Consider the following 26134-nt stretch of genomic DNA (forward strand, 5'->3'; position numbering starts at 1 on the left):
CTATACAATATTGTATTATCGTCTTTAATAAGATTTATTAACTTTAAGATACAAAATAATGTATACAAGCTCTAAACGAATGTTGAAATTCGGTCGAAGCTTCTAGCGAAGTTTTGTAAGAATCCGGTTGTGGTACCAACACAACCGAAGTGAAGATGGTGTTTTCTTCTACATGGTTAATTTACATCCCAAAGATAATAAATGTATTGATTTGGCGGCGATTAGAGGCAACTTAGCTAATCAAATGGCAGAATCGTATGAGAATCAAAAGAACGTGTTAATTGAATCTCTCCCGATCACAGGTAAGAGCCATTCGACGTTTGAACAAGCAAAGGAGACTGATACACCGATCTTGTATCTCACTTCATTGAATCGGCTCAAGAAGGATTCTGTTAAGAAGTGTAAGGAGTTTAGTTTATCGTATCATAAAATCCCGGTCCCTCATGATGAATGTCCCTCCTTTCAGAACGACAAACACGGCTTGAAAGAACTATACAATAGGGGAATATCAGCAAAGGAGTTACATGATAGGCTTGAGCTTCCCTGTAACGGCTCATGTCCTTACATACAGTCTCTTAATCAGGATTTATCCGATATTGACGTATTAATCGGTAATCCAAAACACGCATATAATCCCAATTATCTGAAAAATAGAATAGCAGTAAAAGATGAGTTTAGCGAAAATGAGTATGAGATTGAATATCATAAGCCGAGAGAATTAGTAAACAGGTTTATATATAGTGTTGATTCTTTCCCCCTCAATTCGTTTACTGAAATTAGGGAAGCTACCCAAAAAGAGACTGCTAAAGTCGTTAATTGGTTCCAAGAATACGACGTATATCGGGATACCGAAACGGCTCTGAACCCTGAAGAGTATCACGTCCATGCGCCTTTGCTTACCTATGCTCTGCTAAGAGGAATTGAGGTAAACGACGGTTGGGAAAAGACTGATACTCAATTTGCCGATCTTGTAGGTGTTGAAACCCATATCGGGGATAATGCGAAAGTCGTCTTTGATGAGGATCGTGAGAGTATGTATTTACTCAATCCTCCCGACTTTGATTCTGCTAATGGATTTATCGGATTAGACGGAACCCCCATCCCGGAAATGTGGGATTGTGCTACAGGCTTAGAGCTTGAGCATATACAGGTTCTTTCCGAAGAGCAAAAGGAGCGATATATCACGGACATCCTGAACTTGGAGATTATTCAGGTAACAGATTACAAAAGGTATTATCAAAACTCCAATAATATAGCAGTCAATCAAGATACCTCCCTAGCATATTCTATTCAGCAAAAGGAGGGAGAGAAACCGGGGGTTATCACGTCGAAAAAAGCCATACAGGAATACGATGAGGAAATAGAAGAGTATGCCAATATTCACAAAGATGAAAATGGAAATTATCTCCACTTTGGAACGATGTTATCTTCTAATCAATTTGAAAATAAGCAACTTGGATTTGTCACGGGTATGAGGAATTACGGTGATGAGTATGTTTTCAAATGGGGTTCATACCTCAATAAGTCGGTATCAGTAGATCGCTCTGGGGACGAAACTGAATATCAATTCGGAAATGAGAATTTCAATGTCTTCCCTCTTTACAGGAATTTGACCCTACAGGATGTTTTCAGGTTCGGACGAAACAAGAAACCAACTACGGTGTATGTGAATACCTCTGGTTTACCGAATTGGGTTCCGGTGGATCGGGAGGAATTGGATACTCAATCCAGTAGTGAGAGAAATGTGATTGAATATCTCTCTAGTTGTGGTAATGTAGGAGCAAACACCAAAGAAATAGAAGATAATACGGATATGAGTAAAAGAAATATCCAAATAATCGTAAATAAGCTTGAGAATAAAGGAAAAATTGAGAAACATACATTTGCCGACTCTCCGATCTACACTACTAATAACTAAGAGTAATAAAAATGACTAAGAATATTATAGCAAACGAAACATCTTCTTATAGACTATTAAGCAACTTTTTCGTTCCGTATAATAATTAAACCAACTTTAATAACTAAGAGTAATATATGGCTGTAACTGTAAATAACAACGACGGCGGGAGTAACGATTTAAAACTAATCAGATGTGCGATTTCTGACGAGGAATTAATAGAATCTTTTGAACAATACACTTATGATAAAAATTACAATGAAAAAATGCTGATTGAAGTAGCACTTGGCAAATTCCTTGAAGAAGAGGGTTATCTATGATTGTATCAGCATTATCTGCTATTGGTTTCGGTATCGGTATCGCTCTGATACTCTTTGGAGCGACGTTATACCATAGTGTGTTTTTCACCGACAGAGATTATCGTAATTCTCTGGTGCCTATGGGTCTTTCATTTGGATTCTTGGCTACAGGATTAGCTCTTCTTTATCAGATAGTTGTATAGAATAGAATATCATTTCTTCCCAACACTTTTAAACACTACTTGATGAGGTAAAGATATGGGAGACAATCCCTCCGATAGCGACGAAAGTAGTGGAATAAACATCACCCTAGGCAAAATAATAGCATATCCAATTGGTGTCTTGTTGATTCTGTCGGGATTAGGTTCATTAATAACAAATGTAGTTGCAGGTGTATTGATTTTACTATCAGGGGTAATCGCTTTACCAATTGTCAGATCAAAACTGAAAAAATCACAAGGAGTATCAATCAACCGATGGGCAACAGTCGGACTTGTTTTTATTTTAGTAATTGCTGGCGGTGTTGTCATAGGAGCAGGTGGAAGTGGTGATATGGGAGATCCCGGAACTAGTGGTACTTCAGACGGAACTAGTGGTACTTCAGACGGAACTAGTGGTACTTCAGACGGAACTAGTGGTACTTCAGACGGAACTAGTGGGGATAATAATGTGAGAACTCACCAAATGGGAGAATCATTTACTGTTGGCGATGAGGGACAGTCGATTGAATATAATGTTCAAGACGCTTATTCTACAAGTTATATTAGTGGTCCAATAGAAAGGCAAGAAGCGGATGGACAATACATAATACTTACACTCTCAATGGAAAACGTCGGTGATGAGTCGGTGGATATTACAACTAATCACTTTACAATGGTTGACTCACAAGATAGGACATTTGACGCTAGTTCTGAACAAACTCTCTGGGTAGAGAGTGATCCTAGAATCCAAGTAGAGGGTGTTTCTTTTGAGCAACTACAACCCGGAATTACTACAGAGGGAGCTGTTGTATTCCAAGTACCAGAAGGGGCATCTGAGATTCAATTCAAGGTAGAACCAACTGGGCCTTTCTCAAATGCTGATGAACACTACGTAGAATTAGAGTTAGAACAACTAGAAGAATAATACAAATACTTCTCAAATCGCCCGACGTGAGCCTCCTAGTACATTGGGGGGTTGTTATGTACTAGGTTACTGATTTCCATACTCTCAAAGCCTCTTCTTACTGTTTTCTATTTTGCTTTCTATCTGCCATTTTCTTAGTTTGAATTGTAGATCGACAGTATAGGGGGATTCAAACATCTGTTATTGTTATTATTAGTCAATATTAATAGATAATAATCTGTAAAAAGAGGGGTAAGATTCTCTGTATTAGCCATTTTCAGGGGTTTGAATACCATAGGGGGGTTAAATTCTCTTAAGCGACGGAAATCGGCCATATCCCCTAGGGTCTAATATGGGTTTTTAATTAAATCCCAATTTTCAGACATATCAGAATCTCAAAACGAAATGAGGGGGTTAGAAATAGACAAATGACCAAAAATAGCAAAGATAAATAGACAAATACTTAAGTCTGTAGTCTCTGTATTTAAACGGGGCACCACAATGTCCTTTCGTCCGAACACTCGGGCGATAAAGATAGAACTTCCCCTCTTCATAACCCTGTAGGTGGGGGATATACACCTACCACTTTGAAGGGTGGTTTTCTCATTGTAGAAGGGTGATTTCTACAGAGCTTCAGGCTCTGCCGCTCGTGAAAACAACCCTTTGGTAACGCTTCACACACAAGTCCTTTATTAGCCATGCTACAAGCCGGAAATAGACATGGATAAAGACGATCTAACTCAAGAGGATATTGAGGCTCTTCGGACATTAGCAAATTCGGAGCTACGTTCAGCAAAGTATGCTAGTAAGCTCTGTGAGTCGTTTGATATTGATACGACCAAAACCACTACCAACACACAAGAACCGGCAGAGAGTCTTACTGAACCGGCAGAGACACAAGAAGAAGGTAGTATCTTTGCCTATTGATCCGTTAGCTCTTCAAGAAGCTCTGGGTTCTCTTCAATCAAACTCTTAAATTGGTCTAGTGCGCTTTCTTCTTCATTTTCAGCCTCTCCTTTATCTTCATATACGTCGTCATCGATCTTGTCCTTAGCAGCCTTAGCGTCCGGGGCGAATATCTCCCCACATGAACTACAGGCTTTGTCTCCCGGATCTAAGTTTTTGTAACAGGTAGGGCAAATATCGGGAGTAAGAGTCTCTGCTTCTTCTTTTTCCTTGATACCCGCCCCTACCTCTGCCTTGGAAATGTGATCGTCCGCCGTTAAGTGAGAGTAAGTCGATTCCATAACAGAACTGTCTTTAGAATACCCGATAATAAATTTAATAGTAGAATCATCTAAGCCATAATCTCTTTTAGCGATAGTAACGAACGTATGTCTAAAATTATGTGCGTTGGTTGGTTTATTGATGCCTGCTTTGTCACCAATTGATTTGAGTCTCCTATTGATATGCGCTCCCGATAATGATTCTCCGAAAGAATCACCGTATCTCTCTTCATACGCTGGCAAATGAGTAATGAAAGCAGAGTCGGGTTCGTCCCTAGTAGGGTGTTTTTGTAACCAGTCTAAAGAGGCTTTTCTAGCGCCTAAGAGCGGACGCTTTCGGCTTTGTTTGTCGGCCCCTTTCAATCCCTCTGCTTCGGAGTTAAGGTAGAATACTCCCTCTTGAGGCTTTACATCTTTCACCCTAAGCGATTGTAACGCTCTGATTCTTTGTCCGGTGTTAAGCAGTAATTCGAAGATCGCACGGTCCCTATCGTTCGGGATAACGTCGCGCATTTTCTGAATATCCTCTTTAGTGAAAATATCGTTTTCATCAACTTGAGTCGGTTCGTCTTTGAGAATCACTATCTTATCAGGTTCGACCGGTTCAACCGAATGGTATCTGTAAAAACTAACTAAGGCGCATTGATATAATTGAACGGTTGATTTAGATAGGTTCTCAAGTTGGGTATCCATAAACTCATTAATGTCTTTTGTGGTACAATCCATCAAATCAGTATCTAATCTCTTGGCACAAATCCTGATATGGTCCCCATAGGTAGCCAGAGACTGCTTCTTGAGTGTACCATTCTCATGATCCGTGATACTGATTTTATCCGGGTTCTTGGCTTTCAGATACTCTAAGAGATTACTTCTTTCTGCTTCGGATAGGTTTGAAGCTTCTTTGATTCTCCGAACGGTTCGATCATACTCTGCTTGTGGGTCATTACCCATAGCATAAGAACCGTGGTTCAACTTATTCAATGTTCGGGAGTATCAAAGGCGCACCTGTTCAACTATCTCGGCGTGGGCTCGGTCGGCGGCAGCGAGTTCATGGCGACCGCGCGCCAGCAGGCCGACGACTTCGGCGTCGACCGCCGCCAGGGCGAGGAGGTCACCGGCGTCGAGGACGGAGGCGGCGGGTTCACCGTGACGACCGAGGACGGCGAGTACGAGGCCGACTACGTCGTCCTCGCGACGGGCGCGAACCGCGACCTCGCGGAGGCGCTCGGCTGCGAGTTCGACGACGACGACACCGTCAGCGTCGGCGTGTCGATGGAGACCAGCGTCGAGGGCGCCTACGCGACCGGCGCAATGGCCCGTGCCGAGGAGTGGCAGGCGGTCATCTCCGCCGGCGACGGCGCCGCCGCCGCGCTCAACATCCTCTCGAACGAGAAGGGCGAGCACTACCACGACTTCGACGTGCCAGACACCGCGGCGTCGGTGTTCGGCGACCTGATCGACGACGCGGAGTAACCCCGCTTTTCGCCGTCGTCGGTCGCGCGCCGTCGATTCCGCATGGTCAGTCAGCGGCGCGACAGGCGACGACGGACCTCGTCGACGCCGCGACGCATCCGTCGACCGAGCCGGGTCGCGGCGAACGCGCCCCGGACGAACCAGTCGGTCGGGATCCGGTCTGGGAACGTCAGCGGGCCGACCCGCGAGACGCCGACGGTCCGCGTCTCCGTGTACCGTCGGATCCCCTCGGGCCCGTGTCGGCGACCGAGGCCGGAGTCGCCGAACCCGCCCATCGGTGCGTCGACCGCGCCCCAGGTCGCGAGGAACGCGTCGTTGACGTTCACGGTCCCGCAGTCGATCTCGCGGGCGAGTTCGGCGCCTCGCTCGCGGTCCCCGGTCCAGACGCTCGCGTTGAGGCCGTACGGGGAGTCGTTCGCGGCGGCGACCGCCGCGTCCGCGTCCGGAACCGCCGTCACCGCGGCGACCGGACCGAACGTCTCCTCGCAGGCGACCGCGGCGTCCGGCTCGACCCCGGTGAGGACGGTCGGCTCGTAGCAGTACGGCGCGACATCCGTCCGCGCTCGGCCCCCGGTCTCGACCGTCGCCCCGCGCTCGCGGGCGTCCTCGACGTGCGACTCGACGCGGGCCAACTGGTCGGCGTCGACGAGCGAGCCGAGGTCGGCGTCGTAGTCGTACCCCGTCCCGAGCGTGAGCGCCTCCGTCTCGCGGACGAACGCGTCGAGGAACTCGTCGCAGGCGGACTCGACGACGTAGATCCGCTCCGCGGAGAGACAGAGCTGCCCGGCGTTCGAGAAGCAGGCCTGGACCGCGCCGCGGGCGGCCTCGTCGACGTCGGCGTCCCCGAGCACGACGAGCGGGTTGTTGCCGCCGAGCTCCAGCGAACAGCCGATCAGGTTCCGGCCCGCGCGCTCCGCGATGGTCCGGCCGGTCGCGGTGCTACCGGTGAACGCGACGTAGTCGACCGCGTCGATCAGCGGCGGCCCGACCTGAGGCCCCTCGCCGGTGACGACCTGAAAGAGGCCGTCGGGGAGCCCGGCGACTTCCAGCAGCTCCGCGAGGAGCAGCGCCCCGTACGGCGTCTTCTCGTCCGGCTTGAGCACGACCGCGTTGCCCGCGGCGAGCGCGGGGATCGCGTCGGCCATCGACAGCGTCAGCGGGTAGTTCCACGGCGAGATGACGCCGACGACGCCGACCGGTTCGCGGGTGACCGTCGCGGTCGCGACGCCGGGCGCGACCCCGCGGCGACGCTCCTCGGCGAGCGCGCCCGGAGCCTCGCTCGCGACGTACGAGCAGCCGGTCGGCACGTCGAACAGCTCCTCGACCGCGGTGCGCCGAGACTTCCCGGTCTCCAGCTGGAGCACGTCGAGCAGCTCCTCGCGGCGGTCCGCGACGAGGTCGCCGAACCGGTCGACGATACGGGCGCGCTCGGTCGCCGACACCTCGGCCCACGCCGTCTGCGCGTCGCGGGCGCGTTCGACCGCGGCGGACACGTCGTCGGCGTCGCAGGCCGGCACGCGCCCGATCCGCTCGTCAGTCGCCGGGGCGGAGACGTCGATCGCGCCGTCGCCGTCGTCGCCGCTTCCGTCCGGCGAGCTGAAGACGCGATCGGCGAGTCCGTCGAGACGCCGCGCCGTGAGGGTCGGCGCGGCGCCGACCGCGGTTGGGGGATCCGTCGAGGACATCAGGTGTCGGACAGAGGGTCGGGCCATGGAAAGCCGTGCCGGTGGTGCCCTGCGTCGGCGGTCACTGCGTCGGGCCCGCGTCGCCGGTCACTGCGTCGAGCCCGCGTCGCCACCGACCGAGTCCGTCGGGTCGACGTGCTCGGAGAGCATGTCGATCGCTTCGAGCAGCAGCGACACGGCGAGGGGACCGACGATGACGCCGACGGCCCCGAGGGTGAGGATGCCGCCGACGAATCCGACGAAGTAGAGACCGGGCGATATCTTCCCGGTCCAGCCGGCGAGCCGAGTGCGGATCACCGCGTCCGGCACGAAGGCGACGACGACGAGCCCGAGTACCAGCACGGCGGCCGCCCGCCCGGTCGCGCCGACGAGGAAGTCCAGGGCGCCGAGCGCGACGATGAGGATGCTCGGACCGACGACGGGAATGAACTGGAGGACGCCGGCGATGACCGCGAGCAGGACGGGAGAGCCGTAGCCCAGCGTCCGGAACACCGCGACCGCGAGAACGAACGTCGCGGCGGCGGTCGCGGCCTGGAGGACGTATATCGAGTAGAGGGTCTGCCGCGTCCGCTCGTGGAGCCGTGTGGGGATGTCGTGGTACTCGGGCGGGACGACGCCGAAGACGGCCGCCTCGACCGCACGCGGCCGGTAGAGGATGCCGTACACGAGGAAGGTGAACACGACGACCTCCAAGACGAGGACCGGCGCCGCGCCCGCGACCGCGATCGCGACCCCGCGGATCCACGTCTCCGCGGCCGCGACGTACGGCGCGATCTCGACCACCGTCTGGAACCCGCCGACGGTGATCGGGACGAGGTCGGGGACCCCTTCGAGGAGGGCTATCAGCTCCGACCGCCGCCGGTACAGCGTGTACAGCAGCGGCGCCACGAGGAGGGTCGCGCCGACGAACGCGACGCCGGTCGAGACCACGCACGCGATCCGACGCGAGAGGCCGCGGCCGACGAGGCGCTGCCGGAGCGGATACAGGACGTACGCGACGGTGACCGCGAACACGACGGTCCGCAGCACCTCCGCCAGCGCGACCGCCGTGAGCGTCGCCATGGCGACGAACAGCACGCCCAACAGCCGCTGCCGGTTGAGAACCATGCCGTCGTGTCGCAACCCCCGGCGAAATGCGTTGCGATGGCGGCCCGCAGTGCCTCCGATTCGCGGGCGGCCGCGGGAGCGGTCCGCGACGACGTCGCCAACCACAGCACCTAACCTCGCGCCCGCCCGAAGAGGGGTATGCGCATCGACCCGTTCGGCCTCGAACGCTGGTTCGCGGAGTACGAACACGAGGCCGACATCATGCTGGCCGAAAGCGGCATCCGGTCGCTCGACGCGAGCCGGTTCGACCTCGATCCGGGGGAGCTCGGCTACGTCATCCCGACGAACGGCGACCCGGAGTTCCGGGCGTCCGTCGGCGACCGCTACGACCGATCCGCCGACGAGGTGCTGTTCACCTGCGGCACCCAGGAGGCGAACTTCCTGACGTTCCTCTCGCTGCTCGGCGACGACGCCCCCGTCGACGGGGCGGGCGGCGCCTCGGACCCCGACGCGTCGGGCGTCGGCTCCGGCACGCACGCGGTCGTCGTCACGCCGACGTACCAGGCGCTCCACGCCGTCCCGGACGCGTTCGGCGACGTGACCCGCGTCGAACTGGAGCCGCCCGAGTGGGAGTTAGACCCGGGGGCCGTCGCCGACGCGGCCCGCGACGACACGGCCGTGATCGTCGTGAACAACCCGAACAACCCGACCGGGCAGTACCACGACGAGGCCGCGATGCGGGCGGTGTACGACGTCGCGGTCGAGCGCGACGCATACCTGCTCTGCGACGAGGTGTACCGCCTGCTCGCGGAGGACCCGCAGCCGCCGGTCGCGAGCTACGGCGCGCACGGCATCTCCACGACCAGCCTCACGAAGGCGTACGGGCTCGCTGGCCTCCGGTTCGGCTGGATCGCCGGTCCCGAGCCGGTCGTCGAGCGCGCGTGGCGCTGGAAGGACTACACGACCATCTCGCCGAGCCTGTTCGGCCAGCACGTCGCTAAGCAGGTGCTGGGGCGATCCGAGGAGGAGATCCTGACAGAGAACCGCGAACTGGCCGCCGCCCACCGCGAGACGGTCGCGGCGTGGGTCGACGACCACGGCCTCGACTGGCTCGACCCGGTCGGGGTCAACGCGTTCGTGACGGTCCCCGACGGCTTCGCGGACGCGGAGGCGTTCTGCCGGACGGTCGTCGAGGAGGCGAGCGTCGTCCTCGCACCGGGGCATCTGTTCGGCTTCCCGGACCGATTCCGGATCGGGTTCGGACTCCCGACCGAGGAGTTGACAGAGGGCCTCGATCGGGTGAGCGGCGTGATCGAGGAGCACGCGCCGACGGTCGACTCGGCCGCGACGAACGGGGGTGACGCCTGATGGGCGTGTTCGGCGACCTCAAAAACGACGTAGTCGGCTTCGTCCGCAACCCCACCGACGAGCAGAAGATCTTGTTGGTGGCGTTCGTCTCCATGGCGGTCTCGGACCGGTACTTCTATTATAACGACATCCCGTTCGTCGTGCGGACGACCGCGGCCGTCGGCGTCGGCTTCATCGTCATGTTCGTCGTCAGCTACCTGTACACGGGCCAACTCGTCCCGCCGGACGGGAACGTCGACGACGACGAGGAGCCGGAGGAGTACGTGGACGAGCTCGACCCGTAGGCTCGCTTTCGGGACGAGTTCGGTCGCCGCGGTCGTCGCGGCTGCCACGTCGCCGCCGTCATGGTCGCTACGTCGCCGCGGCGGTGCCCGCCACCCCGGAGGACCCGCCGCCGCTCGCGGAGTCACCGCGTCGCCCCAGTCGACCGGGGGAACGCCGAGGTCGCCGTCTGCGTGCGTCGCGATCTCGTGGAGGCACGCGGCCGCCGGAACGTCGGCGTCATCGCGTATCGGCGCGCCGGCGTTGCCGGAGAGGGCGTCGGCGACGCGATCGACTCGGTCGTCCGACGAGCGGAGGACGTACACGACCACGCCGCGGGCCGTCGGGGCGGTTGGACGCCGTCTCGGGCCGGGTAGCGGCGGCATTCCAAACCGTTTATACCCGCGCCGGGGAAATTGGCGGACATGCCGCGAGAGCAGAAGCAGGTTCGCGAACTCCAGGAGGGCAGCTACGTGATGATGGACGACGCGCCCTGTAAGATCAACCACTACAGCACCGCCAAACCCGGTAAACACGGCAGCGCGAAGGCCCGCGTCGAAGGGAAGGGCGTCTTCGACGACAAGAAGCGCTCGCTCTCGCAGCCCGTCGACGCGAAGGTGTGGGTCCCGATCATTCAGCGCAAGCAGGGACAGGTCGTCAACGTCAGCGGCGACGAGGTTCAGGTGATGGACTTAGACACCTACGACACGTTCACGATGCGCATCCCCGAGGGCGAGGACTTCTCCTCGGACGACAACATCGAGTACCTCGACTACGAGGGCCAACGGAAGATCATCGGGTAATCGGCGATGTTCCCCGGGGCGACGACCGACCGCGAAGCTGCTTCCTACGTGGTCGTCGGCGCTCCGCTCGACGCCACGACCACGTTTCAGCCGGGCACCCGGTTCGGGCCGGACCGAGTCCGGCGATTCGCCGAGACGTACGACGACTACGACCGCCGCACCGACAGTCGCTTCTCCGCGCTTGGCGTCCACGACGCGGGCGACGTGCGCCCGTGGGACGACGTGCCGGCGTACCTCGACCACCTCGCCGCCGAACTGCGGAGCGTCGTCTACGACGAGTCGGTCCCGCTCCTCGTCGGCGGCGAACACACGGTCACGCACGCGGGGGTCGAGGCCGTCGACCCCGACGCGCTCGTCATCTGCGACGCGCACCTCGACCTCCGGGACGCATACGACGGGAACCCGCTGAACCACGCCTGCGTCACGCGCCGGTGTCTCGACGACCTCGGCGTCGACCGCACCGTTATCGTCGGCGCGCGGACCGGGTCCGAGGCCGAGTGGGAACGGGCGGCCGACGCCGACGTGGAGGTCGTCGCGCCGGAGGACGCCCGCGAGTGGGTCGACGGTCTCGACGGCGACGCGTTCGCCGGGGAGACGGTCTACTGCTCCGTCGACATCGACGGGCTCGACCCCGCTTACGCTCCCGGTACGGGGACGATGGAACCGTTCGGGGTAGCGCCGCGGACCGTCCGTGACCTCGTCCGCGCGGTCGCGCCGCGCGCCGACGGGTTCGACGCGGTCGAGGTGAACGACCGGGACGACGGGCAGGCGGCGGCGCTGGCCGCGAAGCTCCTGCGGGAGTTCGCGTACTCGCACGCGGCCGCAACGACCGAGTAACCGGGTTTTCGAGGCGAGTTACGACAGTTCGGAGAGGCGGCGCCGCGCGGCGGTCACCGCCTCCATCGAGTCGATCCACTCGCGGGTGTCGGTACACCAGATGCGGTCGCCCTCGACGCTGACGCAGAAGACGGACTCGCCGGAGGGCGAGAGGGTGACGCGGTCGACGTCGGGCCGGTCACCGAGGTACGCGTCGATGAGTCGTCGGGCGGTCTCGGCCTCGGAGCGGAGACGGTTTCCCGCGGCGTACTCGACGGCTATCTCTGTCATGCTCCCAGATTAGAACTACATGATTAATAACTGCTGTTTTCTGGCAGCGATTGCGGCTTTCTCGGCGTCCCGGCAGGGTCGCGCCTCGGCCGCCGATTCACCGACCGTCGAACACGATGTCGCCGTCGACGACGGTCAGCGCCACGTCGATATCGTCGATCGCGTCGTCGCACTCCCACGGCGACGCGTCGAGCGCGACGAGGTCGGCCCGCTTCCCCACCTCGATCGTCCCGAGCCGGTCCTCGTCGAAGCCGGCGTACGCGGCGCCGCGGGTGTACGCCCGCAGCGCCTCGGTGACGGTGAGGCGCTGAGATTCGGCCGGCGCGTTGACCGCATGGTGAACCCCGAACAGCGGGTCCATCGGCATCCCGTCCGAGCCGAACGCGAGCCGGACCCCCGCGTCGAGCATGTCCCGGTAGCGGTTCGTCTCGGCGGTGCGCTCGGATCCCAGTCGCTCCTCGTAGAGACCGCCGGGTTGCGCCCACTTCAGGAAGTTCGGCTGGACGCTCGCGACGACGCCGGTCTCCGCGAGCCACTCGATCGCGTCGTCGTCGGCCAGTTCGGCGTGTTCGACGCGGTGACGGGCTTCCCCGGCGTCGGTCCGGGAGGCGTGCTCGTATGCGTCCAAGACGGCGTCGACGGCCTCGTCTCCGATCGCGTGGGCGGTGAACTGGAGGCCCGCCTCGGTCGCGGTTGCGACGGCCTCGTCCAGCTCGTCGGGATCGACGACCCACTGCCCGGTCTCGTCTGGCGCGTCCGCGTACGGCTCGGAGAGGCGCGCGGTCCGGCCGCCGAAGCTCCCGTCCGTGTACGACTTGATCGCTCCGGTCCGTACCATATCGCTCCCGGCGTTCGTCGCGAGGCCGACCTCCCGGACCGCGTCGAGGTGGTCGCTCCAGTAGTTGATCCGGACGCGGGCGGTGAGCGACCCGGACTCGTCGAGGTCGCGGTAGACCCGGGGCGCGTGCGAGTCGCGGACCATGTCGTGGAAGCCCGTGATACCGCGGGCGGCGCAGCCGTCGAGCGCGGCCTCGACGACCGCGCGCGTCTCGGCCGGGCCGGGCTCGACCGCTCGGTAGATCGGGTCGATGGCGGCTTCGAGCAGGACGCCGGTCGGATCGCCGTCGTCGTCCGTGGGCACCGTCTCGTCGGGAGCGTCGGCGAGCGCGTCGGCGAAGCGGCCGAGCGCGACGCCGTTGACCGCCGCGACGTGCATGTCCTCGCGGAACGCCGCCACCGGGCGCTCGGTCGAGACGCGGTCGAGGTCCGCGCGGGTCAGGTAGCGCGAGTCGTCCCACGTCGACTCGTCGTAACCGTAGCCGAGGACCCAGTCGTCGCTTTCGGGGTCCTCCACCTCGCTCGCTTCGCGTTCCACTTCCGCCGCGCGCTCGGCCAGCAGGTCGACGGCCCCGTCCGGGGAGTCGGCCGCCGAGAGGTCGGCGTGGAGGAGGTAGCGGCCAACGGTGGTCAGGTGGGTGTGCGCGTCGACGAACCCGGGGAGGATGACGCGCCCGTCGAGGTCGACCACGTCCGTGTCGACGCCGGCGAGCAGTTCCACGTCGTGCGTCCGCCCGGTCCGGACGATCTCGCCGTCGCGCACGGCGACGGCCTCGCAGACCGCGTCGCCGCCCGAATCCGGGTCCGCGAGCGTGTGTACCTCCCCGTTCACGAAGATCCGGTCCGCGGCCTCGGTCATGGAACTCCGGGGGGCACACAGCGTGTTAACCGTTCGGGAAACGGCGACCGATTTATTCGGTCGCTCGACGAACCGCCGCGTATGTACGACAACGTGCTCCTCCCGACCGACGGCAGCGTCGGCGTCGACCGCGCGATCGACCACGCGATCGACGCCGCCGACCGCTACGATGCGACGCTCCACGTCCTCTACGTCGTCGACAGCGGCGTGGTGAACGCCTACTCCGGCGACGAGTTCGTCGACGGCGCCGAGGGCGCCGAGGAGACGCTCGAAGAGACCGGCCGCGAGTCGCTTGACGCGGTGGCCTCGCTCGCCCGCGACGCCGACGTGGAGGCGGTCACCGCCCTCCGCTACGGCGTCCCGCACGAGGAGATCCTCCGCTACGCCGACGAGGAGGACGTCGACCTCACGGTGATGGGGTCGAAGACGCGCTCCGGCGACTACCGCCGGATGCTCGGCTCCGTCACTGAGCGCGTCTCCCGGCAGTCGACCGCGCCCGTGAGCATCGTGAAGACGACCGTCGACGCCTGAGTCCCGACGCCGCTCCGACTCCGTTTTCTCCCGTCTCCCGCGCTCGCCTCGACGGCGTCAGCCCTCCAGTTCGGCGCCGCACTCCGGACACCGGAGATCGAACCCGTCGTCGCTCGGAACGGCCCGCATGTTCTCGTGTCCGCACTCCGGACACTCCTGCGGGATCCGCACGTCCTCGCTGTCGCGGGGCGCGCCCAGTGCGAACGCGACGACCGGCTCGTCGCCGTCGTTCTTGCCCGACTGGAACTCGCCGGGCGCGAACCGGACCGCCTCGCCCGCGCCGACGCTCACGTCCCCGTCCATCGTCTCGAACGTCGCCTCCCCCTCGACGACGACGAAGATCTCTTCCTGGTCCATGTGAGCGTGAAGCCCGCCGGAGAACCGCTCCCCAGGATCGAGGCGGTAGCGGTTGAGCGCCACGTCGGTCGCCCCGAGCGGCTCCGACAGCCCCCGGCGGTCCACGTCGCTTCCGAGGGCGCTCGGCTCGACCTCGTCGATAGAGACTCGTTCCATACTCACGGACACGGCCTCGCGAGAGTTATGCTTTGACCTCGCGCCGCGGTTTCCGCTCGCCGCCGTCCGACGGGACCCGTCGGCGGACGACGCTTCGGGCGACCGATCACAGCCGGGATCGCGCGTCGCTCGCGACCGCGGACAGGGCGGTCTCCGCGGTGGCCACCCTGTCCGCGAGGCTACAGAACCCGTGCGCCATCGCCGGGTAGTGACGGTGCTCGACCGGCGTTCCCTCGCGCTCGAACCGGTCCGCGAGCGCGACGCCGTCGTCGCGCAGGGGGTCGAACCCGGCGGTGACGACCGTCGCGGGCGCGAGGTCCCCCAAGTCCGCCGCCTCCAGCGGGACCGCGTACGGGTTCGCGGCGTCGATCGGGCTCCGCAGGTACTGCTCGTAGAACCACCGCATGTCCTCGCGCGTGAGCAGCGGGCCGTCCGCGTTCTCCCGGTACGAGTCCGTCTGGAAGTCGCGGCCGGCGATCGGGTACAGCAGGAACTGCCCGGCGGGCGTCGGCGCGTCTCTGACGTCCCGCGCGCGGAGCGACGCCGCGACCGCGAGCGCGCCGCCGGCGCTGGTGCCCGAGACGCCGGTCCGGTCGGGATCGACGCCCAGCGCGTCCGCCGTCTCGGTGACCCACTCCAGCGCCGCGGTCGCCTCGTCGACCGCGACGGGGAACGGGTGCTCTGGCGCGAGCCGGTAGTCGACGGAGACGACGACCGCGTCGGCGCGGACCGCGAGCTCGCGGCAGATCCCGTCGACCGAATCGAGCGTCCCAAGCGTCCAGCCGCCGCCGTGGAAGTGGACGAGGGCGCGGGCCGGCGGGTCGCCCCCTGCGCCCATCGGGTCGGGCGCCCCCGCCGGGCGGTACACCCGGACCGGCACCTCGCCGTGCGGGCCGTCGAACGCGAGGTCGCGGACGTCGGCCACCGGCGGTTCGGGCGGTCCCGAGAACAGGTCGTCTTCGAGGCGGCGGGCGGCATCGACCGAGAGATGGCTCCACGCGGGCAGGCCCAGCGACTCGATCTCGGCGATCGCCGCGGCGAGGTCGGGGTCGAGTTCGTCCGCGCGCATGGCGGACCGAGGCGGTGGGCCTTTGTAAGTCGGACGGGAACTCGGGACGATGGACGTCCGGTTGACCTACGAGGACGGCACGATCCGGGTCGACGCGGACGGCGACCTCGCGCCCGACGCGCTGCCGCCGCTGCCCGGGGTCGAGACGGACCCCCGAACCGGGACCGGCCGGGCGCCCGCCCACCGCTACGCCGAACTCCGGCGGGCGCTCCGGGTGGCCGGCGTCGCAGTCGACGACCGGGTCCTCGACGCGAGCGTGCGCGCCGCGAGCGAGGCCGGGCTCCCGGACGCGCTCGCCACCGACTACGACCTCCGCGAGTACCAGCGCGAGGCGTTGGACGCGTGGCGCGACGCCGGCAACCGCGGCGTCCTCGAGCTGCCGACCGGGGCCGGCAAGACCGTGATCGCGATCCGCGCGATGGTCGAACTCGGCGTTCCGACGCTCGTGGTCGTCCCCACGGTCGACCTGCTCGACCAGTGGCAACGAGAGTTGGAGCGCGAGTTCGACGCCCCGATCGGCCGGTTCGGCGGCGGCGAGCAGCGTCGGGAGGCGATCACGGTGTCGACGTACGACTCCGCGTACCTGAAGGCGGACGGCGTCGGCGACGCCTTCGAGTTCGTCGTCTTCGACGAGGTCCACCACCTCGGCGGCGAGGGGTACCGGGACGCCGCGCGCCTCCTCGCCGCGCCCGCGCGACTCGGGCTCACGGCCACCTTCGAGCGCCCGGACGGCGCCCACGAGGCGGTCGCGGAGCTGGTCGGCGACCGCGTCTACGCGCTCGACGTCGACGACCTCGCGGGCGACCACCTCGCCCCCTACGACATCCGGCGGATCGAGGTGGAGCTCACCGAGGCGGAGCGCGAGCGCTACGACGAGAAACAGGGCACCTTCGTCGAGTACGTCCGCGACGCGGGGATCACGTTTTCGAGCGGGAGCGACTACCAGGAGCTGGTCAAGCGCTCGGGAAACGACCCGGCGGCCCGCGAGGCGCTCCTCGCGAAGCAGGACGCCCGCGAGGTCATGATGAACGCCGACCGCAAGGTCGAGCGGCTCGCGGAGATCCTCGACCGCCACCGCGACGACCGCGTGATCGTGTTCACGGCCCACACCGACCTCGTCTACCGCCTCTCCGAGCGCTTCCTGCTGCCCGCGATCACGGCCGAGACGGGCGCGAAGGAGCGCCGCGAAATCTTGGAGCGCTTCCGCGACGGCACCTACGGCCGGGTCGTCGCCGCGAACGTCCTCGACGAGGGGGTCGACGTGCCGGACGCCAACGTGGCGGTCCTGCTCTCCGGGTCGGGCAGCGAGCGGGAGTTCACCCAGCGGCTCGGCCGCGTGCTCCGCCCGAAGGAGGACGGCGGCCGCGCGACGCTGTACGAGCTCGTCAGCGCCGAGACCGCCGAGGAGCGGGTGGCGAGCCGGCGGCGATGAGCCGGAACGGTCGAGATACGATGATTAAATGCCTGTGAGCGGCTACGACGATCGCTTGTAAATGACAGTGCGGTGGCGCGTGCCTCCGAGTGGCCGCCGGAGGCGGCCGCGAGGAGCACGCGCGAGGGACGCCGCGAGCGACCGGAGGGAGCGAGCGGCGAGGCTGGGGAGGCGTGAGGTGCGGTCGCGGGACGGGACTCAAAGGGGCAGCCGCGAGGACGCCGTAGGCGACGTAAGGACCGCAGGAGCGAGCAACACGAGCGACGAGGACCGCAGCGAGCGTACGGCGTCCTCGCGGCTGGGGCTTAGGAAGTGTTCAGCGTCGATCTACGAGCAGCGGTTTATAAGCAAACGAACGGGCTTCGGCGACAGATACCGTCGCTCCGGCGTCCACGCCCAGAGACCCACCGTTTCGAACTGATTAATCGTCGCCGTCCATGTCGAGCGAGCGCTTCTCGCCCAGCTCCGATTCGAGGCTGCCGCGCTCCCAACTCCTGACCGCGTCGCCCTCGACCTCGGCGCGCAGTTTCTCCTCTAAGAGGTTCACCGCGACGCTGTTGGCGCCCTCCGGGATGATCACGTCGGCGTGTTTCTTCGAGGGCTCGATGAACTGCTCGTGCATGGGCTTCACCGTCGAGAGGTACTGGTCGATGACGCCCTCCAGGTCGCGGCCGCGGTCGATCACGTCCCGGCGGATCCGGCGCAGGATCCGCACGTCGGCGTCGGTCTCGACGAAGAGCCGCAGGTCCATCATGTCGTTTATGTCCTCGTCGTACAGCGCCAGGATGCCCTCCAGCACGATGACGTCGGTGGGTTCGACAGTGATCCGCTCGTCTTTCCGATTGTGAATCTCGAAGTCGTACTGCGGCATCTCGACGGACTGGCCCTCCAGGAGGGCTTCGAGGTGCTCCCTGAGGAGTTCCCACTCGAACGCCGAGGGGTGGTCGTAGTTGACCTCCTTGCGCTCCTCGAACTCGAGGTGCGAGAGGTCCTCGTAGTAGTTGTCCAACGGGATCCGGGTGACGCTGTCGCCGAGGTCGCGGGTGACGAGCCGGGAGACCGTCGTCTTCCCGGCGCCCGTCCCCCCCGCGATCCCGATCACGAACGAGGGAATGGCCATGTCCCAGTTCGAACGTCGGAGGGTTTGAACGCTCCCTTTCGTCGGCGGGGCGCGCCCGCAGGGCGTCCGGACGCGACTCGCTCCGCCGGATATGCGAACCGATCGCAAGCGTAGGCCGGGCACGGATAAAACGCTACCGGGGGCACCTTTTAGCCGGTCGGAGCGGATCCGGAACGTATGCGAACAGACACCACGGTTTATGACGTGATGCACCGCGAGTTCCTCGGCGTCAGCGAGTCGGACGCGCTGCCGGAGGCGGCCGCGCTCTTGGTTGAAGAGGAGACCAACTGTCTGGTGGTCGTGCGCGGCGGCGAGCCGGTGGGACGGCTGGAGGCCCGCGACGCGCTTGAGGTGCTGCTGGAGGCGGGCGACGGCGGGGAGTCGCCCGAGGGGCCGCCGTCCACGGTCGGCGCGGCCATGAGTCCGCCGCTGCCGACGGTCTCGCCGGACGACTCGCTCGCCGCGCTCGAAGAGCGGCTCGTCGCCGAGGGGACGGACCGAGTCGTCGCCGTCGACGACGGGGAGGCGGTCGGCGTCGTCACGGACGGCGACGCGCTCGCCGCGGGGGCGCCGCGGACGGGCGCCGGCGCCGACGGCTTCGGTGACGAACCCGCGACGGGCGACCCCCACCCGGAGGAGACCGTGCTGTCAACCGCGGCCGCGGCGGACTCCGACGCGGAGCGGAGCGCCGCGGCGACGATGGACCCGGCCACGGCATCGGAGCCCGCCGCGGCCGCCTCGGGAGACGGCCCCTCCGGAAGCGAAGACGGCGTCGACCCGGTGACGGGTGCGCCGAGCGAGGGCTCGACGCAGGGGGTCTGCGAGAGCTGCGGCGCGCTCGTCCCCGACCTCGTCACCGCGAACGGGCAGGCCGTCTGCCCGAACTGCCGCGAGGTCTGAGTCGCTGGCCCGCCGTTCGATGCGCCAACGGCGAGGCCGAGTCATCGGCCGGCAGTCTCAATACGTCGCGAGCCGAACGCGAACGTATGGCCGAGACGGACGCCCGGATCGAGCCGGCGACCGCCGACGACGTCGACCCGGTCACCGACATGTGGGTGACGCTCGCCGCGGGGCAGCGCGAGTACGGCGCCACGCTCCGCGGCGAGGCGAACCGCGCGACCGTCCGCGAGTGGGTCGCGCAGTCGGTGGTTACCGGCGACCTGCTGGTCGCTCGCGACCCTGAAGCCGCGGCCGAAGCGGACACCGGCGATCCGGACCCCGTCGGGTTCGTCGGCTTCTCGCTCGAACGCGGTGACTACGACCGCGACGCCGTCCGCGGAACCGTCAGCAACCTCTTCGTGCGACCGGACCGGCGCGGCGAGGGGATCGGTGCGGCGCTGCTCGACGCGGCCGAGCGCGCGCTCGTCGAGGCGGGCGCCGAGCGCGCGGCGCTAGAGGCGCTGGCAGACAACGACCGCGCCCGTGCGTTCTACGCGGACCGCGGCTACGGCCTCCACCGCGTGGAATTGACGAAGTCACTGGACCCCCAAGACGAGGACGAGCGCGGCGGCGATCAGGAAAGCCGATGACTCCGGCCGGGTTCGCGGAAAGCGACACGCACTCATAGGAGGACCGAGTACGGCCGCACGCGCCAGGGGAGCATGGGTGGTTCATGCACTCGACTTGTAATCGAGACTTCCGGGGTTCAAATCCCTGCCCTGGCTCTGCTGGACGCCGTCGACTCTCTGAGGAGCCGGGCGGCGACTCCCCGACGCGATCTGGCGCCGAGACGACGAGGCGTTTTCCCCGCGGCGAGCGCCGATCCGTAGTTATTTGACCGCGGTGCGTCGACTCATTGGTAACCGATGGGTCGATTCGCGCTGTTTCCCGATGTCCACATGCGGAGCGGCCACGCGGCCAAGATCGAGCGGGAGCTACGCGACGCGCTCGAGGCCGTCTCCGCCGACGCGTTCGACCGGATCTTCGTGTTGGGCGACCTGATCGAAGACGACGGCTCGGCCGATGTCGACGAGGCGAACGTCGAACGGGTCCGCGAGATATTCGCGGACGCGCCGGTCCCGGTCACGTATCTGCTGGGGAACCACGACGTCGAGACGCTGACGCGCGCGGAGCTCACGTCGCTGCTCGGCCAGGACCGTTTCCACGGCGTGATCGAGACCGACGACGTGCCGATTGTCTACCTCGACTCGACGAAGGAGGCGACGCCGGGCGCCCGCGGCGAGCTCGGGTCCGACCAGCGCGAGTGGCTGGCGGGCGTCTGCGCGGAGTACGACGACCCGCTCTTCCTGAGCCATCACCCGCTCGGGACCTTCGACATCTCGGACAACGACTGGTTCAGACACTACCCGGAGCGCGCGTTCCTCTCCGACCGAAAGGAGACGCTTCGCGTCATCGAGGGGCTCGGGTCCGGACGCGGCACGATAAGCGGGCACATCCACCAGTCCGGGTTCGCGAACTTCCGCAACATGGCCCACGTCTCGGTCAACGCGTTCAGCAAGGAGGTGCCCGGCAAACCTCTGACCGGGACCTGCGCCGACGTGACCGTCGGCGATCGGATCACCGTCGACGTGACCGTCGGGGGCGACACCGTGACGTCGTACACCATCCTCTAGCCGGACGGCGGTTGCGTCGGGCGGTGCTGTGAGGTAGTTTTACTATCCGCGCTGTCGTCGGCCCGGTACGTCGTGTCCGTCGGAACGTGTGCGTACAGCTTCGACCCGGTGGCGTGGGAGGAGGAACACGGTCGTTCGGCCGCGCTCGACGAGAGGTGGTCCTGTCCCCGAGAGGCGGAGGGAGAGACGGACCGCTGTCGGTTCCACCTCTCTCCCGCTCGGCGCGCGGAGCTCGGCATCGACGACGAGTCGGTGTGCGAATCGCTGGTGTCGGAGCTGGCGACCGGCGAGGCGTCGTCGCTCGGGTTCGTCGGGGCCGAGTTCGGAACGATCGACGTCTCACACCGAGTCCTCGACCGGGTGACCAACCACCCGATCGACCTCCGGCACGTCACCGTCTATGGGGAGTTCCTCGCGGAGCAGACCGTCCTCCGACAGCCGCTCCTGATGGACGAGATACGGGTCGAGGGTGCCGCCGACTTCACCGACGCTGAGTTCGGCGAAGACGTGTCGGCGGAGCGGGCGACGTTCCGCGGCGACGCCGTCTTCGACGGGACGGACTTCGAGGACAGCGCGCGGTTCGGCGGCTCGACGTTCGCCCGGCCGGCGAGCTTCGACCGCGTCAGGTTCGGCGACGTGGCCGACTTCTACCGGGCCCGGTTCCGCGCCCCCTGTTCGTTCGAGGAGTCGGCGTGGCGGGGCGCGTGTCTGTTCCAGCGCGCGGCGTTCCGGTCGGACGTGACCTTCACCGCCAGCCGGTTCCACGCGAGGACCGACTTCCGCACCGTCCAGTTCGGCGGGACGAGCCGGGTCAACCGGTGCGAGTTCGAGGACGCCGCGGTGTTCATGAACTGCGCGTTCGCGGCCGAGGCGTTGTTTAAAAAGGCGAGCTTCGCGCAGCCCGCGCACTACCAGAACGCCGACTTCGACTCCGAGGCGTCGTTCACCGAGACCGAGTTCGGCGACAAGGCGAAGTTCCAGTTCGCGACGTTCGACGGCGAGGCGGTGCTGTCGTACATCTGGTTCGGCGGCGCGACGTACTTCAAGGCGGTCGATTTCAACAGCTACGCGTCGTTTTACAAGTCGACGTTCGACCGGCTGGGCGACTTCCGGAATGCCACGTTCGCCGACACGGCGCGGTTCCTGAAGGCCGAGTTCACGGACGAGGCCTTCTTCGGGCGGGCGACGTTCGTCGGCGACGGCGACTTCCGGAGCGCCGCGTTCCGGGGGACGGTCCACTTCGTCGAGACGACGTTCAGATCGAGCGCGACGCTTCGGGAGTCGACGTTCGAGCGGGCGCGGTTCGAGAACGTGCGAACGGCCGGCGGCGACGTCACCATCAACCTGGAGCGCACGACGGTCGACGGCGGCCGGTTCGTCCAGGAGAACGGGGCCGCCGTGTACTACAACCTCCGACGGAGCAGGGTCGGCGACGTGGATATCGAGATGGCCGACTCGGAGGGCGTCTTCGAGCGGTTCCTCTTCTACCGGACCGAGTTCGACGGCTTCGACTTCTCCAACTACCGGTACGTGCTGGCTCCGGAGTGGGTGTTACACACGTTCCGCGGGACGGTCGACGACACGTACAGCCTCGAAGCGGACCGGTTCGCCATCGAGGACGACGCCGACGAGGCGCCCGGCGCGGACGGCGGCGCCGCCGACGAATCGGGCGGGGGTCCGGGAGAGCCGGCCGACGGAGGCGGCGTTCGAAGCCGGCTCGGGGGCTGGCTCGCCGACGGCGAGGCGTCGGACCTCGAAGTGACGTACCTGAAGGCGAAGAACGGGGCCGAGCGCGTCGGCGACAGCCAGTCCGCCTCCCGGTTTTTCATCAAGGAGATGTACTACCGGCGCCGGACGCACGTCGACCGGGCGTTCGCCCACAAGGAGTCGCTTCGCAGCCGGCTCAAACTGCTGTTCTTAGTCGCGGTGAACCTCACGCTCTCGGCCACGTGCGGGTACGGCGAGAAGCCGCGCCGCACCATCGGATTCTCGCTCGTCACCGTCGTCGTCTACGCGGCGCTCTTCGCCGCGGTCGTCACAGACCCGCCGTTCGCGTCGCCGCTCGGATACGGGCTGTTGAGCGTTCAGTCGTTCACGTCGCTGATATTCGGCCCCACGGCGACCGTTCCGAACTTCGCGGGCAGTTTCCTCGCCGCCACCGAAGGATTCGTCGGCGCGTTCATGATCGGCCTGTTCATCTTCGCGCTCACCCGCAGTGTCCACCGGTGACGTTATGCGACGACGGGTCCCACGAGGCGCCATGAGCGAGTCGACGGGCGACGGGGAGTTCCGGCGGACCCTCCCGCTGTTCGACAACCGAGACCGAGACGCCGTCCAGCGGCTGCTCCACCACGCGGTCGAGGACCTCAGGTACGACCACCCGGACCGGAAGGTCGCGAGGGACCTCTACCACGAGATCCGAGAAGGGGACGCGATCCGGCTCCGCGTCGGGCGGGGGATCCGCGACGAGACCCTCGTGATAACGCCGGCCGAACTCGACGCCGACGCCGGGCAGATACTCGACCGGTTCGTCGGGGCCATCCCGTCGGAGTCGGTCGAGTGGCGCCGCGTCGCGACCGAACTCGGGGAGTGGCGGACGGAGCGAGAGCTGTCGGACGACACCGAGATCGCCTTCCAGTACCTCCACTGACACCGGACGCGGCGGCGCGGGTTTTCACGCCCGCCGCCTTCCCGACGGCGCGTCGACCGCTGTCTCGCGTTCGGGATCCGTTTATATACGTCCCGCGCGGATCGCCGCCATGGACTCGTCGGACCGGGCGCTGCTCGGCGTGGCCGGAATCGTCGGCGCGCTCGTGCTGGCGGTAGCGCTCGCCGGCGGCGCCCTCTTCGGCTTCGGCGAGTCGGCCGCGCGGCCGCTCCGCCTCCTCGCGGTCGAACCGCTCACGTGGATCGTGATCGCGGCGCTGCTCGTCGCCGTCGTCGGGAACGCCTACATCGACTGACGGCGCGAACGCTTCACCGGACGACGGCCACCGGCACCGACGATCGCCGGGACACCGTCTCGACGACGAGGAGAGCGGCGTCCTCGGTCGCTCAGCCGTCGGCGTCCCCAGTCGCTCAGCCGTCGGCGTCCTCGATCGCACGGACGAGCGCGTCGAGCGCGCGCTCGGCGGCGCCCCGCTTCACCGCGTCGCGGTCGCCGTCGATGACGGCCCGCACGGTCCGGACGAACGACTCCCCGGTTCCCCACGGGGCGGCGTGCGCGACGCCGAAGTGGACGAGACCCACCGGCTTCTCGTCGGTGCCGCCCGTCGGGCCGGCGATACCGGTCGTCGCGACCGCCCAGTCCGCGTTCGCCCGGTCTCGGGCGCCCGCCGCCATCTCGCGGACGACGGGGTCGCTCACGGCGCCGTGGGCGTCGAGCGACTCGCGGGAAACGCCGAGCAGCTCGCATTTCGCGTCGTAGGTGTACGTCACGAAGCCGCGGTCGAAGTAGGCGCTCGCGCCCGGCACGTCCGTCACCCGCGATCCGACCAGCCCGCCGGTGAGCGACTCCGCGGTCGCGAGCGTCTCGTCGCGGTCGCCGAGGAGCGCGTTCAGTCGCTCGGCGGGGGCCTCGGTCTCGTTCATACCCGCAGTCCGGGCGAGACGCCCCTGAGGTTTACGCCGCGGCGCGGCGAAGGGCGCCCGTGACCGACACCGACTGGGACGAGCGATTCGCGTCGGGCGAGTACCCGCGCGCGCCGGAGCCGTCCCCCGTGCTTCGCGCCTACGAGCCGTCGCTCCCCGACGGTCGCGCGCTCGACGTGGCTGCGGGGACCGGCCGCAACGCCGTGTTCCTCGCGGACCGCGGACGCGAGGTGGACGCGCTCGACGCGTCGGCGGAGGGGCTCCGCGTCGTCCGCGACCGCGCCGCCGAGCGCGGGATCGGCGGGCGGATCGAGGCGGTCCGCGCCGACGTCTCGACGTACGGCTTCCCGACGGAGGCGTACGACGTGATCACGATGAGCTTCTTCCACGCGCTCGGTCGGTTCGCGGACCTCGTCGAGGCGCTCGCGCCGGGCGGCTACCTCTTCGTGGAGGGGCACCTCCGGTCGGCGGACCCGTCGCCGTCGGGACCGAGCGACGACCGATACCGGTTCGCGGCCAACGAGCTGCTCCGCGCCGGACTGGCCTTGAGCGTGCGCTACTACGACGAGACCACGGCGGAGCGCCCGGACGACCGCCGGCGCGCCACCGCGCGGCTGCTCGCGCGGAAGGCGAGCGGCGGCCGGCAGTCGTACCCGACGCGCCCGGACGCGCCGGACAGGTGGCCGGGCGGCGAGAGCGACGCGACCGCCGCGGACGAGCGAGACGCGTGAGCGACGACGGCTCCGCGTCGCCCGCGGCGGTCCTCCGGTCGATCGTAGCGCGCGCAGTCGACTGCGACCCCGCGGGCCTCGGCGATCGGACCGCGATCGTCGAACGCGCGAGCGGCTCGGCGAACGGCGCCGACGAGCCGGAAGGTTCGCCGACGCCCGTGGGCCGACTCGCCGAGCTGATCGGTGGGTCCGACAGCGTCGTCGCGGTCGTGCCGCGGTTCGACGCCGACCTCGCCGGACGACTGAACGCGTCGCTATCGGCGGGAGACGAGGCGCACGAATCCGGCGCCGCCGACGACGCGACCGCGCCGAGCGAGGGCCGCGTCGTGTTCACCGGTTCCGCGGCCGACCGCCTCACCGGAACGACGGGGGCGGTCGTCCGCCGCGCGCTCGCCGACCGCGGCGTCGACGCGTACCGCCACGAGGGCGAGTCCCCGATCGCGGTCGTCCTCACCGACGACCGCGCGGCCGTCGGGCTGATCGACGGAGCGGGGGTCGCCGCCCTGCTGTGGACGAGGGACGCCGCGGTGCGGGAGTGGGCGGCCGCGACCTGTCGGCGGTATCTCGACGCCGCTGAGCCGGTAGCGGACGGCTGAGGGACCGACGCC

Annotated in this window: 29 protein-coding genes and 1 tRNA gene; 21 read left to right on the forward strand and 9 right to left on the reverse strand. The window is 64.5% G+C overall.

Annotation, left to right across the window (positions count from 1 at the left end; all coding sequences use genetic code 11):
- Window positions 1-367 precede the first annotated feature (367 nt).
- The 4 genes from EO776_RS09280 to EO776_RS09295 all read left to right on the forward strand — a co-directional run bounded on the left by EO776_RS09280 (window position 368) and on the right by EO776_RS09295 (window position 4227).
- A complete protein-coding gene (locus tag EO776_RS09280) occupies window positions 368-1918 on the forward strand; it encodes a hypothetical protein (protein ID WP_129452396.1) in 1551 nt (516 codons plus the stop codon).
- Between the two features lie 116 nt (window positions 1919-2034).
- Complete coding sequence (locus EO776_RS09285; protein ID WP_129452397.1) at window positions 2035-2217, forward strand: hypothetical protein; 183 nt, start codon at window positions 2035-2037, stop codon at window positions 2215-2217.
- A 237-nt stretch (window positions 2218-2454) separates the two neighbouring features.
- The gene (locus tag EO776_RS09290) at window positions 2455-3321 is read left to right on the forward strand and encodes a DUF4352 domain-containing protein (RefSeq protein ID WP_186279029.1); all 867 of its coding nucleotides are present in this window, start codon (window positions 2455-2457) and stop codon (window positions 3319-3321) included.
- A 699-nt stretch (window positions 3322-4020) separates the two neighbouring features.
- A complete protein-coding gene (locus EO776_RS09295; RefSeq protein ID WP_129452398.1) occupies window positions 4021-4227 on the forward strand; it encodes a hypothetical protein in 207 nt (68 codons plus the stop codon).
- Here the strand turns inward: EO776_RS09295 and EO776_RS09300 are convergent.
- Window positions 4221-5477 carry a tyrosine-type recombinase/integrase gene (locus EO776_RS09300; RefSeq protein WP_129452399.1) on the reverse strand — a complete coding sequence of 419 codons (1257 nt, stop codon included), beginning with the start codon at window positions 5475-5477 and terminating at the stop codon, window positions 4221-4223. The two genes, EO776_RS09295 and EO776_RS09300, sit on opposite strands and share 7 nt — an antisense overlap.
- Here EO776_RS09300 and EO776_RS09305 point away from each other — a divergent pair.
- A complete protein-coding gene (locus EO776_RS09305) occupies window positions 5469-5999 on the forward strand; it encodes an FAD-dependent oxidoreductase (RefSeq protein WP_394346130.1) in 531 nt (176 codons plus the stop codon). The two genes, EO776_RS09300 and EO776_RS09305, sit on opposite strands and share 9 nt — an antisense overlap.
- A 50-nt stretch (window positions 6000-6049) precedes the next feature.
- Here EO776_RS09305 and EO776_RS09310 read toward each other — a convergent pair whose 3' ends face one another.
- Both EO776_RS09310 and EO776_RS09315 read right to left on the reverse strand, forming a co-directional pair.
- On the reverse strand, window positions 6050-7684 hold the full coding sequence (locus EO776_RS09310; RefSeq protein ID WP_086219765.1) for a succinic semialdehyde dehydrogenase: 1635 nt from the start codon (window positions 7682-7684) through the stop codon (window positions 6050-6052).
- Between the two features lie 87 nt (window positions 7685-7771).
- The gene (locus EO776_RS09315; protein ID WP_094495396.1) at window positions 7772-8791 is read right to left on the reverse strand and encodes an AI-2E family transporter; all 1020 of its coding nucleotides are present in this window, start codon (window positions 8789-8791) and stop codon (window positions 7772-7774) included.
- Between the two features lie 138 nt (window positions 8792-8929).
- Between EO776_RS09315 and EO776_RS09320 the strand changes: the two genes are divergently transcribed.
- From EO776_RS09320 to speB, 5 genes are all read left to right on the forward strand, one after another.
- Window positions 8930-10099 (forward strand): aminotransferase class I/II-fold pyridoxal phosphate-dependent enzyme, encoded by a 1170-nt coding sequence (locus EO776_RS09320; protein ID WP_094519721.1) that lies wholly within the window; start codon window positions 8930-8932, stop codon window positions 10097-10099.
- Entirely contained in the window at window positions 10099-10383 is a 285-nt protein-coding gene (locus EO776_RS09325; protein ID WP_049932525.1) for a hypothetical protein, read from the forward strand. Before EO776_RS09320 ends, EO776_RS09325 begins: the two co-directional genes overlap by 1 nt.
- Before the next feature lie 186 nt (window positions 10384-10569).
- Window positions 10570-10737, forward strand: coding sequence for a hypothetical protein (locus EO776_RS18960; protein ID WP_158228657.1), 168 nt, complete (start codon window positions 10570-10572; stop codon window positions 10735-10737).
- 48 nt (window positions 10738-10785) lie between these two features.
- The gene (locus EO776_RS09330) at window positions 10786-11163 is read left to right on the forward strand and encodes a translation initiation factor IF-5A (protein WP_049932521.1); all 378 of its coding nucleotides are present in this window, start codon (window positions 10786-10788) and stop codon (window positions 11161-11163) included.
- A 6-nt stretch (window positions 11164-11169) separates the two neighbouring features.
- Window positions 11170-12000, forward strand: a complete 831-nt coding sequence (gene speB / locus EO776_RS09335) for an agmatinase (protein WP_094519719.1) — start codon at window positions 11170-11172, stop codon at window positions 11998-12000.
- A gap of 18 nt (window positions 12001-12018) precedes the next feature.
- Here speB and EO776_RS09340 read toward each other — a convergent pair whose 3' ends face one another.
- Window positions 12019-12270 carry a hypothetical protein gene (locus tag EO776_RS09340; protein WP_049932517.1) on the reverse strand — a complete coding sequence of 84 codons (252 nt, stop codon included), beginning with the start codon at window positions 12268-12270 and terminating at the stop codon, window positions 12019-12021.
- 97 nt (window positions 12271-12367) lie between these two features.
- The gene (locus EO776_RS09345; protein WP_094519718.1) at window positions 12368-13966 is read right to left on the reverse strand and encodes an amidohydrolase; all 1599 of its coding nucleotides are present in this window, start codon (window positions 13964-13966) and stop codon (window positions 12368-12370) included.
- Window positions 13967-14047: 81 nt separating this feature from the next.
- Here EO776_RS09345 and EO776_RS09350 point away from each other — a divergent pair, with 81 nt between their 5' ends.
- A complete protein-coding gene (locus EO776_RS09350) occupies window positions 14048-14497 on the forward strand; it encodes a universal stress protein (protein ID WP_086216017.1) in 450 nt (149 codons plus the stop codon).
- 57 nt (window positions 14498-14554) lie between these two features.
- On the opposite strand, the gene EO776_RS09355 is transcribed toward EO776_RS09350, so the two are convergent.
- Together EO776_RS09355 and EO776_RS09360 are read right to left on the reverse strand one after the other, a co-directional pair.
- On the reverse strand, window positions 14555-15010 hold the full coding sequence (locus tag EO776_RS09355) for a cupin domain-containing protein (protein WP_094495392.1): 456 nt from the start codon (window positions 15008-15010) through the stop codon (window positions 14555-14557).
- A gap of 106 nt (window positions 15011-15116) precedes the next feature.
- The gene (locus tag EO776_RS09360) at window positions 15117-16079 is read right to left on the reverse strand and encodes an alpha/beta hydrolase (protein ID WP_094519717.1); all 963 of its coding nucleotides are present in this window, start codon (window positions 16077-16079) and stop codon (window positions 15117-15119) included.
- A gap of 49 nt (window positions 16080-16128) precedes the next feature.
- Between EO776_RS09360 and EO776_RS09365 the strand changes: the two genes are divergently transcribed.
- Entirely contained in the window at window positions 16129-17511 is a 1383-nt protein-coding gene (locus EO776_RS09365; RefSeq protein ID WP_094519716.1) for a DEAD/DEAH box helicase family protein, read from the forward strand.
- A 421-nt stretch (window positions 17512-17932) separates the two neighbouring features.
- Here EO776_RS09365 and udk read toward each other — a convergent pair whose 3' ends face one another.
- The gene (gene udk / locus EO776_RS09370; RefSeq protein ID WP_086216020.1) at window positions 17933-18631 is read right to left on the reverse strand and encodes a uridine kinase; all 699 of its coding nucleotides are present in this window, start codon (window positions 18629-18631) and stop codon (window positions 17933-17935) included.
- 177 nt (window positions 18632-18808) lie between these two features.
- On the opposite strand from udk, the gene EO776_RS09375 reads away from it, so the two are divergent.
- From EO776_RS09375 to EO776_RS09405, 7 genes are all read left to right on the forward strand, one after another.
- Window positions 18809-19531 carry a CBS domain-containing protein gene (locus EO776_RS09375; RefSeq protein WP_094582504.1) on the forward strand — a complete coding sequence of 241 codons (723 nt, stop codon included), beginning with the start codon at window positions 18809-18811 and terminating at the stop codon, window positions 19529-19531.
- Between the two features lie 86 nt (window positions 19532-19617).
- A complete protein-coding gene (locus EO776_RS09380) occupies window positions 19618-20160 on the forward strand; it encodes a GNAT family N-acetyltransferase (protein ID WP_129452401.1) in 543 nt (180 codons plus the stop codon).
- 61 nt (window positions 20161-20221) lie between these two features.
- Window positions 20222-20295 (forward strand) — tRNA-Thr (locus EO776_RS09385).
- Window positions 20296-20436: 141 nt separating this feature from the next.
- On the forward strand, window positions 20437-21204 hold the full coding sequence (locus tag EO776_RS09390; protein ID WP_100050296.1) for a metallophosphoesterase family protein: 768 nt from the start codon (window positions 20437-20439) through the stop codon (window positions 21202-21204).
- A gap of 72 nt (window positions 21205-21276) precedes the next feature.
- Window positions 21277-23433, forward strand: a complete 2157-nt coding sequence (locus tag EO776_RS09395) for a pentapeptide repeat-containing protein (RefSeq protein ID WP_100050297.1) — start codon at window positions 21277-21279, stop codon at window positions 23431-23433.
- A 31-nt stretch (window positions 23434-23464) separates the two neighbouring features.
- Entirely contained in the window at window positions 23465-23854 is a 390-nt protein-coding gene (locus EO776_RS09400) for a hypothetical protein (RefSeq protein WP_049933103.1), read from the forward strand.
- A 109-nt stretch (window positions 23855-23963) separates the two neighbouring features.
- Window positions 23964-24167: a hypothetical protein gene (locus EO776_RS09405; RefSeq protein WP_086216023.1), complete on the forward strand. Its 204-nt coding sequence runs from the start codon at window positions 23964-23966 to the stop codon at window positions 24165-24167.
- A 115-nt stretch (window positions 24168-24282) separates the two neighbouring features.
- On the opposite strand, the gene EO776_RS09410 is transcribed toward EO776_RS09405, so the two are convergent.
- A complete protein-coding gene (locus tag EO776_RS09410) occupies window positions 24283-24795 on the reverse strand; it encodes a CinA family protein (RefSeq protein WP_100050298.1) in 513 nt (170 codons plus the stop codon).
- A 59-nt stretch (window positions 24796-24854) separates the two neighbouring features.
- On the opposite strand from EO776_RS09410, the gene EO776_RS09415 reads away from it, so the two are divergent.
- Window positions 24855-25526: a class I SAM-dependent methyltransferase gene (locus EO776_RS09415; RefSeq protein WP_049933107.1), complete on the forward strand. Its 672-nt coding sequence runs from the start codon at window positions 24855-24857 to the stop codon at window positions 25524-25526.
- Window positions 25523-26122, forward strand: coding sequence for a transcriptional regulator FilR1 domain-containing protein (locus tag EO776_RS09420; protein ID WP_100050309.1), 600 nt, complete (start codon window positions 25523-25525; stop codon window positions 26120-26122). Before EO776_RS09415 ends, EO776_RS09420 begins: the two co-directional genes overlap by 4 nt.
- Window positions 26123-26134: the final 12 nt, after the last annotated feature.

This window comes from Halorubrum ezzemoulense, from assembly GCF_004126515.1.
Taxonomy (GTDB): Archaea; Halobacteriota; Halobacteria; order Halobacteriales; family Haloferacaceae; genus Halorubrum; species Halorubrum ezzemoulense.